The 10,605-nt window shown below is 72.3% G+C and carries 6 protein-coding genes; 2 read left to right on the plus strand and 4 right to left on the minus strand.

What is annotated here, in order from left to right:
* A partial coding sequence (locus AWZ10_RS36770; RefSeq protein WP_159058493.1) for a type I polyketide synthase occupies positions 1-2,700 on the plus strand: 2,700 nt, incomplete at its 5' end.
* Positions 2,690-3,724 carry a ketoacyl-ACP synthase III family protein gene (locus AWZ10_RS36775; RefSeq protein WP_060893184.1) on the plus strand — a complete coding sequence of 345 codons (1,035 nt, stop codon included), beginning with the start codon at positions 2,690-2,692 and terminating at the stop codon, positions 3,722-3,724. The genes AWZ10_RS36770 and AWZ10_RS36775, both read left to right, overlap by 11 nt.
* 211 nt (positions 3,725-3,935) lie before the next feature.
* Here AWZ10_RS36775 and AWZ10_RS36780 read toward each other — a convergent pair whose 3' ends face one another.
* The 4 genes from AWZ10_RS36780 to AWZ10_RS36795 form a co-directional block, all read right to left on the minus strand.
* Positions 3,936-6,875, minus strand: coding sequence for a hypothetical protein (locus AWZ10_RS36780; protein ID WP_060893185.1), 2,940 nt, complete (start codon positions 6,873-6,875; stop codon positions 3,936-3,938).
* A 2-nt stretch (positions 6,876-6,877) separates the two neighbouring features.
* Entirely contained in the window at positions 6,878-8,725 is a 1,848-nt protein-coding gene (locus AWZ10_RS36785; protein ID WP_060893186.1) for an HSP90 family protein, read from the minus strand.
* 117 nt (positions 8,726-8,842) lie between these two features.
* Positions 8,843-9,829: a hypothetical protein gene (locus AWZ10_RS36790; RefSeq protein WP_060893187.1), complete on the minus strand. Its 987-nt coding sequence runs from the start codon at positions 9,827-9,829 to the stop codon at positions 8,843-8,845.
* Positions 9,830-10,016: 187 nt separating this feature from the next.
* Positions 10,017-10,430 (minus strand): cytidine deaminase family protein, encoded by a 414-nt coding sequence (locus tag AWZ10_RS36795; protein ID WP_060893188.1) that lies wholly within the window; start codon positions 10,428-10,430, stop codon positions 10,017-10,019.
* Positions 10,431-10,605 lie beyond the last annotated feature (175 nt).

A 10,605-nucleotide genomic window follows, 5' to 3' on the forward strand; every position in this document is an offset into this window, starting at 1 on the left:
CCCACCACACCACCCATCCACCCCGACCTCCCCACCTACCCCTTCCAAGGCACCCACCACTGGCTCAACACACCGTCGGGCACCTCTCGCGGTGCGTCCGGGCTTGGCGCGGTCCCCACCTCGCATCCCTTGCTGGGTGCGGCCGTGGAACTGCCCGGCACCGAGACGGTGGTGTTCACCGGCCGGCTTTCGGCGGGCAAGCCCACATGGCCGGCGGATGAGGGCACCGAGGGCGTGGAGCGGGAACTCGACTGGCTCGCAGCGGAGTTGGCCCTCTCGGCCGGTGAGCAGCTCGGCAGCAGCCGGCTGCGTGCCCTGACCGCGCAGGCACCGTTCGTGATGCCGGGGTCCGGCGCCGTTCAGGTCCGCGTCACGGTCGGCGAGGGTGAGGAGCCCGGCGTACGCACGGTCCTGGTGCACTCCCGGCGCGGCGACGACGTCCTGGGACTGCCGTGGACCTGTCACGCGACGGGTGAGCTGGTCGCGGCGGCAGCCGAGCCGGACTGGGATCTGGAGGCCTGGCCGCCCGCGGACGCCCTCCCGATGCCCGAGCCCGAACTGCGCCTGGAGTACGGGTCCGTGCACTCCGCCGTACACGGCGTGTGGCGACGGGACAGCGAGGTGTTCGCGGAGATCTCCGTACCGGACGCGCTGCGTGAGGAGGCACGGCTGTTCGGTCTCCACCCGGTGCTGGCACAGGCCCTGCTCAGCCTGGCGGGCATGAAGGGCGTCGCGCCCGAGACCGCCGCATCCTTGCGGGTACGGGCCTGGGGGGAGGTGTCGCTGCATGCGTCCGGCGCCTCCATCCTGCGCGCTCGTGTCTCCCCGGGGCCGGACGGCTCGGTGTCGCTGACCGCTGCCGACGCCACTGGAGCCCCTGTTCTCTCGGTCCCGGCCCTGCGGCTCGAACCCGTTGCGCGTGAGGTGCTCAGGGCCGCGGACGTGGCGCAGCAGGACAGCGTGTTCGGCATCGAGTGGACCGCCGTGGACACGCGGGCGAACACCTCCGACACCGACGCCACATGGGCCATCGTGGGCGAGGACCGTGTGCGCATGCGGTCCTCGCTGATGACGGCCGGACGCTACACGGAGACCTACCCGGACCTGGCGGCGCTGACAGCCGCAGTAGAGGGAGGCCGAGACGTCCCCGACGTCGTCGTGGCCCCCTTCCTGGAGAAGTACGGCGAGCTGTCCGGGCAGGAACTGGTGGACGCCGTCCACGCCACGACGGTCCGTGCCCTGGAGACAGCCCGAGCCTGGGTGAACACACCGGTCTTCGACCGCTCCCGGCTGGTGTTTCTCACCAGTGGTGCCGTCCCCGCGGTGGCCGGGCCCGACGACGCGTCACCGCTCGACCTCGCGGGAGCCGGCATCTGGGGCCTGATCCGCAGCGCGCAGACGGAGTACCCGGACCGCTTCGTGCTCGTGGACACCGACCTCGCCAAACCCACCTGGCGCGCCCTGGACCGCGTGGTGTCCTCCACGGAGCCGCAGTGGGCGCTGCGCGGGCGGACGACACGGGTCCCGCGGATGGCCCGCCTCCTACCGGGCGCTTCTCTCCCGAGGCTGGACGTCGGCCTGGAAGGTACGGTGCTGATCACCGGCGGGACGGGCACGTTGGGCTCCGCGCTGGCCCGTCACCTGGTGACCGAGCACGGTGTGAAGGACCTGCTGCTGACCAGCCGTCAGGGGTCGGACGCGCCTCAGGCGGCGGTCCTGGAAGCCGAACTGGCAAAGCTCGGGGCCCGGGTCGAGGTGGCTGCCTGCGATGTGGCGGACCGAGATGCCCTGGCCGGCCTGCTCGCGGACCGGCGGATCGGTGCCGTGGTGCACACGGCGGGCGCGGCGGACGACGGGATCCTCCCGTCTCTGACGGCGGAGCGTCTGAGCAAGGTGCTGCGCCCCAAGGTGGACGCGGTCGTGAACCTGTACGAACTGGTCCGCGAGGCAGGGGTGCGGCAGTTCGTGCTCTTCTCCTCGTTCGCCGGCATCCTGGGCGGTCCGGGACAAGCCAACTACGCGGCGGCGAACACCTTCCTGGACGCGTTCGCCCACCACATGCGGTCCCGGGGTGTTGCCGCCACCTCGATCGCATGGGGTCTGTGGGCCGGGGCCAGCAGTCTGTCGGGCCCGTCCGGGAAGGACCGACAGCCGGTGGCGCTGCGCGGAACGCATCCGCTCGTCAAGGAGCAGGGTCTCGGACTCTTCGACGCGGCATGGGCGGCCGGGCGCAGTCTCGTCATCGCGTCCCGGCTGGACTTCGCCCAACTGACCGGCGACGCGGAGACCGGCGACGTGGCCTCCGTTCTGCGGGCTCTCGTGCCCGCCGGCACGCGCCGCACGGCCCGGGACACCCCGGCGGAGAACACGGACCTCCGGCACCGGCTGGCGGCGATGGGCAGGGCGGAGCGGGAGACGGTGGTGACCGACCTGGTACGGGACCGGGCGGGTGCCGTCCTCGGGCACACCGCACCGGGCAGCGTGGCCGCGGACGCCCCGCTGAAGAACCTCGGATTCGACTCGCTCACCGCCCTGCAACTGCGTACGGCCCTCGTCGAGGCGACCGGGCTGAGGCTGTCGGCGAGTGTGGCGTTCGAGTTCGACACACCGGTGGACCTCGCGGAGCACCTGATCGAGCGGCTCCTCGCCTCGGCATCCTCACATTTCGGCGGAAACGAAAGGCCCTCGGATGAGAATTGACAATGTGTTCATCGACTCGCTCGGTGTCGTGCTGCACGAGTTCGAGCCCGTCGAGCGGGCTGTGGCCCAGGGGCTGATCAGCCAGGAGACCGTGGACGCGAACGGGCTGACCGGGACCCACCTGGCGCACGACATTCCGGCCGTGGAACTCGCGATCTCCGCCGCGCGCGTCGCCATGGAGCGGTCGAAGCTGCAAGTGGAAGACATCACGGACCACGTGCACAGCGGTGTGTACTACCAGGGCCCGCAGGGGTCCTATCCACCGGGATACATCCTGCGCGAACTGGAGGTGGAGCCGGTCTCGTCGCTGTACCTGCGCCAGGGCTGCAACGGCATGCTGGGTGCTCTGGAGGTCGCGGTCGGGCAGATGACGGGCGCCGCCCAGGCGGAGACCGTACTGCTCACGTCGGGTGAGAACTTCACCGCCACGGGCCTGAACCGTTACTCGGGACTGGGCCAGGCGTACTTCCTCGCTGACGGAGGCGCCGCGGCCCTGCTCAGCGTGGACGAAGGTTTCGCGCAGATCAGGTCGCTGAGTTCGGGCATCCTGCCGGAGCTTGAGCGGTGGCATCGTGGTGACGGCTCATTGCTCCCGGACGAGGGTCAGGAGAGCAAGGGGGACATGACTGAGCGGGCCACTCGCTACAGCGAGACCGAGACCCCGCTCTCCGAGACCCTTGAGCAACTCACCCTCTTCAATCTCGGTGTCATTCGCCGGGCACTCGTCGACGCCGACCTGAATGCCGACGACATCGCCAAGGTCGTACCGATCAACATGGACGGCCGGATGATCGAGTACTCGGTCATGATGCCTCTCGGCCTGACCATGGACCGCTCCACATGGGACTTCGGCAAGGGCATCGGCCATGTGGGCGGCGCCGACGTGATCATCACCCTGGAGCACCTGGTCCGTACGCGCGAGGTGGCTCCCGGTGACCACGTACTGTTGATCTCCCAGGGCCCGGGCTGGATGTGCACGGCCTGTGTCGTCACCCTCGTCGACCTTCCCACTTGGGCGATATGACGTGCCTCCGCCACCGAAGGATCGCCTTCGCTACGTCGAGGGTCGCCGGTGGCGGCGGTGTAGGACCCAGCAGGCGGTGAGCAGACGGATGCCCTCGCACTCCTTGGGCCAGGAGATCCGCGGCTTTCTGATGCGATGACGAGAGCCGCCACGCCCCCGGGCAAGAAGTGGGCGCGGTGCCGGGGCGGACTGTCGCCCCGGCACCGCCGCGTCACTCCTCGTCGCGCAACTGGGTCGCGAGGGAGATCAGCGGCTCGGTCTCCTCGGTGTGGCCCAGGGCGGTCAGCCGGGACACCGCCGCGTCGAGGCGGGTGAGGGCGGGGGCGGGGCGTTCCAGGTAGAGGCCCTCCACGGCGCCCGCGAGGCGGACGCACTCGGCCCATTCGCCGGCGCGGTCCTCGTCCCGGCCGGGCTCGCCGAGCAGCGCGAGGGCCTTCTCCAGGGCGGCCAGGGCGGCCTCGTACTCGCCGGCGTAGGCGTTGACCCGTCCGTGTTCGTAGGCCAGGGCGGTGTCCAGGGAGCGGCCCTGGGCCTCGTACGCGGCGGCGCGGGCCTCGTCGGCGATCCGGTCGGCGTCGCCGAGGAGGGCGAGGGCGTCGGCCAGGCCGTCGGGGCCCTGCCGCTGGGCCTGGAGCCGGGCGAGTTCGCGCAGGCAGTTGCTGAGCTGCTCGTAGCGCGGGGCCCGGGCGTGGGCGGCGATCGCCTGGTCCGCCACCTCGCGGGCCCGGCCGAACTCGCCGGACTCGCCGAGAAGTACGGCCGTCTCCGCGGCGATCATGGCGTGGCTTCCCGGGTCGTCGTCCCAGCCGGCCGACTCGGCCGCGAGGGCGACGAACTCCGCGGTGGCGGCCTTGAGGTCGTCCCCCTCCTGCAACGCGCGGGCGCGGGTCAGGCGCAGTTGGGCGACGAGCCGGTCGTCCACTTCTCCGGCGGTGACGTCCGGTTCGGCCAGCAGGGAGTCGAGCAGAGCGATGCAGTCCTCGACGCGGCCCAGGTCGAGGCTGAGCTGTGCCGCGTTGCTGTAGGCACAGAACGCGTCCGTACGGCTGCCGCCGCGCAGGTCCACCTCCGCCGAGCGCGTCAGGTGCCGCAGTGCCTCGTCGGGGCGGCCCAGGTGCATGCAGGCCTGGGCCAGATCACTGTGGAGGCGGCCGGTGCCGACCGCGTCGGCCGGCCAGTCGCCGACCAGCCGCAGGCCCTCGGTGAGGTCCGCGTAGGCGGCCTGCGCGTCCCGGAGGCCGAGTTGGAGCCGGCCGCGCAGGCCGAGCGTGCGGGGCAGGTGCCAGGCGGGGCCGTGCGCCTTCAGCCGGTCGAGGAGGGCGTCGATCTCGGTGACCGCGGTGGGCAGGTCACCGGAGATGGCGTGGGTGCCGGCCCGCAGCAGCAGCGCGGCGGAAAGCTGGCCCGCGACGTCGTGCCGGGCGGCGAACTCCCGCACCAGGTCCACTTCGGCAAGGACCGGCGCGACGTGCTCCTCGCTGCCCGAGGTCTGCAGGCGCAGGCCGAGCGTGGTCGCCCGTAGCCGCAGCAGGCGGGCCTCCTGGTAGGGAGCGAGGCCGGTGGTCTCCTCGTGGAGGCGGACCATGGAGGCGTGGGCGGCGGTCAGCGCGGCGGTCTTCGCCTCCGCTGCGTCGGCGCCCGGCGCGGGGATCTCGGCGGTGGCGAGCAGGACGCAGGCGCGGGCCAGTGCCGCGTGGCCCGGAGCTCCGGCGTCGTCGTACAGGGCCGCGGCCTCCTCGTGGAGAGCGGCGGCGTCGGCGTACTCGTCCCTCTCACCGGCCCGGTTCGCCTCTTCGGCCAGCAGGTCCGCGCGCAGTTGTACGAGCGGGCCCACGGCCGGGTCGTCGGGGTGGGTGTGGTCGCGGGCGGCGACGATCGTACGCAGTCGAGCCCAGCAGGCGCGTGCGTCCGGGTGCCCCTGTTCCTCCAACTCTCTCGCCCGCAGGATGAGTTCGGGCAGCGAGTCGGGGACGGCGGAGGCCTTGCGGGCGGCGGGCGCGGCGAGCGGGGCGGCGGGGGCCACGTCGTCGAGGGTGCGGGGGCGCAGGGTCAGTTCGAGCGCGTCCAGCAGCGGAGCGCGGTCGAGCCGGGCACTGCGGCGGTCGGTGTGGGCCGTGGTTCCGTTGCGGGCGTCGAAGCGGGCGGCGAGGTCGTCGGCACGGCCCTTCACCTCGGCGCGCAGGCCGGCCACCGTCCAGGTACGGCCCGCGTACCCGGCGGCGGGCAGTTGGTCGTGGCCGAGGAGAGCGACGCGCTGAAGGAGGACTTCCACGCCGGTGAGGAAGTCGAGTTGGTCCAGCGGCGATTCGACCTCGTCGAACAGGTTCCGGTTCTCGGCGAGCAGTTCCAGACCGCGTGCTTCGTTGCCGGTCAGCGCGCAGAACTCCAGGTGCCGTCCGACCTCCCCGGACATCGAGGGGTTGCGGCGGCAGCCGCGGTGGCCGGCGAGGTGCACTTCGCGTGCCCGGTCGGTCCTGCCGGTGCGCAGCAGGGGCAGCAGCGCGTACGAAAGGGAGCGGGCCGGCTCCTCCTGGCAGGACGCCTTCCCGGCCAGGACGGGCTCCCAGGTACTCAGCGCCCGCTCGTCGTCGCCCGCGGTGAGGTGGTGCAGGGCGCGCTCGCAGATCTCGCAGGCTTCGCAGTCGCTGAGCCGGGTGCGGGTGCGGCCCGCCCACAGCTCGTAGGCGAGGGTGGTGTCCTCGCCGACGTGGGCGGCGAGCTGGTAGGCCTGTCCGTAGTAGGGCTGGAGGCCGAGTCCGGCCTTCTCATAGCGGTCACGCATCTCCGTGAGCCATTGGCGCAGGCCGGCCAGCGGTATCTCGGGCAGCGCGCGCAGGGCGTTGGACACCCACTTGAACCGCCAGAACAGCATGTGGCGCAGGCGCTCGTCGAAGACGTCGGGCTGCTCGTCGAAGAGGTTGAGCAGGCGGGCGAAGACGACGGGCGACTTCCGGGGTTCGGAGCCGTAGGTGTACGCCTCCTGGAGTTCGAGGAGGGCGCGGACGACGGCGACGGGCTCCGCGAACCGCTCGGCGGCGTCGACGAGTTCCTCGGCGGTGACGGTGCGGGTGCGGCCGTAGGGGCGCTGGTGGTTCTCCTGGAGCGCCTGGTGCAGCTCGTCCGTGCTCTGGGGAAGGGGTGCGGTCGGCATCGTCAGCTGTCCTTGCGGAGGGCGTGGGCGAGCAGGTCGAGGAAGGAGCGGTTGATGAGGCTCGATTCGGCGGGCCTCAGCGGGCGCCGGGACAGCATCGCGGCCTGCCCGTAGAGGGCTTCGGCGCTGGTGCGGGCGAGCTCGGGTCCGTCGATGGTGACGGCGGTGCGGACCAGCGGGTTGAGCTGGTTGAGGATCAGCTGGGCCCGCGGGGCCTCCTGGCGCAGATGGCCGAGGATGTCGCCCCACAGGCCGCCCTCCTGCTCGCGGGCGAGCTGGGAGCGGGTGCGCTCGTGCCGGGCTTCGCGGCTGTCGACGAGGAGGGCGGGGGCGGAGGCGGGCTGGAAGGTGCGCAGCGCGACGTCGCAGTCGAAGACGGCCAGGGCGTCGCGGGCCTGGGCGAGGTAGGCCGCGGCGGCGAGTTCCGTCTCCCGGTCGACGGGGTCGAGGTGGGCGGTGAGGGTGGCGGGGTCGAGGTCGGCGACGGTGGCCTCGGGCCTGATCTCGGGCAGCCGGTGGACCAGTTCACGGTCGTAGGTGTAGCCGCCGTTGACGACGCCGAGCCCGGCGGCCGAGGCGATCGCGGCGACCTGCCGGAACTCCTCGACGCTCGATGTCACGAGCACGGTGCGGTGGGTGCGCGCGAACTCGTCGAGGGTGGTGTGCCCGTCGGTGGTCTCGAACGGCAGCCAGGGCAGCAGCATCCGCAGGATGTCGTCGTCGTGCACCGCGAGCGACTTCACGGCCAGGTGGTGGGCCTGGAGGAAGCGGGCCAGCAGGTCCGGGTCGGTGGCTGCGGCTCGGGCGATCCAGGCGCGCAGCCGCTCGGCGAGGGCGTCGCGGACGGCGGCCAGGGTGTCGTCCTCGTACAGGGACTCGCGGGACGCCGTCGGGCGCAGGCTCTCGGCGTCGACGACACAGCGGACGAAGAAGGCCCACTCGGGCAGGATCTCCTCGGCCTGTTCGGACAGCAGCATGCCCTTGACGTGTACGCGGTGGCCGTGGCGGCGGCCGGCGGGCACCGCCTCGGGCAGCACGCACGCGATGCCCTTCAGACCGACGGCCGGCAGGTCCAGCTCGATGGTGTCCAGCGGCGTGAATCCGAGGACGTCCGCGCCGTACGCGGCCAGCGCGCGGGACCGGGCTCCCGGTGTGGGGTGTGTACGGGCCCAGGGTGCGGGCTCGGGATTGACGGCCGCGCCCGGGCCGCCCGTGCCGTCGTCGAAGGTCACCGGGTGGCGCAGCAGGGAGCCGAAGTGCCGGGCCAGCGCGTGCACCTGTGCCGGGCGGGTCCACTCGCCCGCGTCTGCGCGTGGTGTCAGCGTGACGGTCGTGCCGGGCCGGGGGTGGGCGGAGGAGGGCAGGGTGCGGACGGTGTAGCTGCCGTCGCCGCGTCCTCGCCACTCCACGGCGGGGGCGTCGGGGGCGCGGGCGGAGCGGCTCAGGACGAGGATCTCGTCCGCGACGAGGAAACAGGAGAGCAGGCCGATGCCGAACTGGCCGATGAAGTCGGCGCGTTGCTCGGCGATGCCCTCGGTGCGCTTGCTGCTGCGGCCGATCGTGGCGAGGAAGGTGTGGACGTCGGCCTCGGTGAGACCGACGCCGTCGTCCTCGACGCGGACCACCGACCCGTCGGCGTACAGGCGGATACCGAAGGCGTCGGCGGAGGCGGCCGGTTCGAGGCCGTGCCGGGCGGTCAGCGCGTCGACCGCGTTCTGCATCAGTTCGCGCAGGTAGACGCGCGGGCTGGAGTAGAGGTGGTGGGAGAGGAGGTCGACGAGACCGCGCAGGTCCACCTGGAAGGTGCGGTCGGCGCCGGCCGGGTCGACGGTGGTGTCGGGCAGAGTCATCGGGCAGTCCGGGGTGGGAGGGGTGACGGATGGCGGGCGGGCGGCACCGGGGCCGGTGGGTACTCAGGCACACGGCGGTGGCGGCCGGGCGGGCCCTGGACCGGGACCGGCGGGCGCTCAGGCACGGCGGTGGTGGCGGGCGAACTGCTTCTCGGGCTCCCCGAAGTAGGTCCACGGCCACTTGGTGTAGGCGCCGTCCAGTGTCTGGAAGACGCGCCGGACGGTGTGGCGCTCACCGGCCAGCGACAGGGCCATGGCGAACATGTTGAAGTCGTGCTGCCAGCCGGGGCGCCACGCGTAGGCGGGGTGGAGGATGCTGTGGCCCGCCGCTTCCCGCAACTGCGCCTGGATCTCCGAGGTTTCGAGGTGGTCCCCACGGTCCGACTCGACCCACTCCTCGATGTACGCCATGGCGATCACGCAGCCGAGGCGGTGCCCCTGCGGGGCGCGGGCGGAGGCCTCCTGGGCGAACGCCAGTGCCTGGCCCGGCTCGCCGCCCCAGCGGGGCTGCAGCTGCGACACCCACTCGAGGTGGGTCTCCAGGTCCAGCGGGTCGCGGCGCAGGGCGGCGTCGCGGCGGGTCTCGTTGACGGCACGGCCGAGCGACATGCCGCGGCCGGAAGTGAGGAGACGGCGCCACGGCGTGACCCAGTCCGGCCGCAGCTCGGCGGCCTCGAGGAGTTGTTCCTCGGCGATGCGGAGGCGGTCGTGGAAGACCTTCCACTGCTCCTGCGTGACGTTCACGGCGCGCTCGGCGGTGCGGGCCTCCCAGCCCCAGCTGATGTGGCGCGCCCCGGATATCAGCAGGGCGGTCGCCCGGTGCTCCTTGTCCTCCTCGACGGCCCGGCCGATCCAGTCCTGCACACCGTCCAGGTCGTCCAGCTCACTAAGGATCTGGTGGTCGCGGCCGAGGTCGAAGGGGGCCAGCGCAGCCTTGACCGCCTCCCAGTCACCCGCGTCGGCGGCCTCCACCAGTGCGAGCACCCGCGTGTCCCCGAGCGCGCGCAGTGTGTACATCCCGTTCTTCTGTCTGCGCGGGACGGGCAGGGCGTGTGGATCCGCCGTCGGTCTCTCCGCCCCCCTGCCGAACAGCTTGCCGAACATGCCGCGCCCTCCCCTGGTCCCGCGTGGTCGTCCGGTGCAGCATAAACGGCCCCACCGACACCGCTTCCACAGGGTTTTCACCGACGCTTCACGGGCCCGGTCCGACCCTCTCGCCCCTTCCGGTCTCCGATGCCTCGTTCAGCTGATGCTGTGTCAGGCGGTGTCGGCTCGTGCCGAGGTGAGCCGTCTACTCGGCGTCGAGCTGGTGGTCGGCCCAGACGTAGCTTTCGGGCAGCAGGTCGGTGATGGGGACGGTGCGGATGCGGTCGGGTTCGCCGACGATGACCTTGAGGGCGGGAAAGTAGTCGAGGAGGACCTGACGACATCGGCCGCACGGGGGTACGACCCCTCGGTCGCGGTCGCCCACGGCGACCATGGTGTCCAGCTCGTAGGCGCCCTGGGCGGCAGCCGCGCCGATGAGGACCAGCTCGGCGCAGGGCCCTCCGGTGAAGTGGTAGGCGTTCACGGCCGTGACGATCCGGCCGTCCTGGGCTCGGGCCGCGGCCGCCATGGTGTGGTTGTCGCCCCGGCAGCGAGTGCGTGCGACGTCGGTCGCGGCCTGGATGAGTTCGTGATCGACGGGGTGGGTCTCGGTGGTCATCTTCTCCGCCTTCGTTCGGTGTCAGGGGCGACGCTGACCCGAGTGACGAGCGCGTGCAAGCGCATATCGGCGGTGCGTGTTCCGCCGGACGGCCCGCCGCCCCGTGTCGCGGCGGGAGGGCGCTGCCCCGGCGGAGGGTGAGGTCACTCCGCCGGGGCGTCGAGGTCGCGGCCCG

The sequence above is a fragment of the Streptomyces europaeiscabiei genome (genome assembly GCF_001550375.1).
GTDB lineage: Bacteria > Actinomycetota > Actinomycetes > Streptomycetales > Streptomycetaceae > Streptomyces > Streptomyces europaeiscabiei.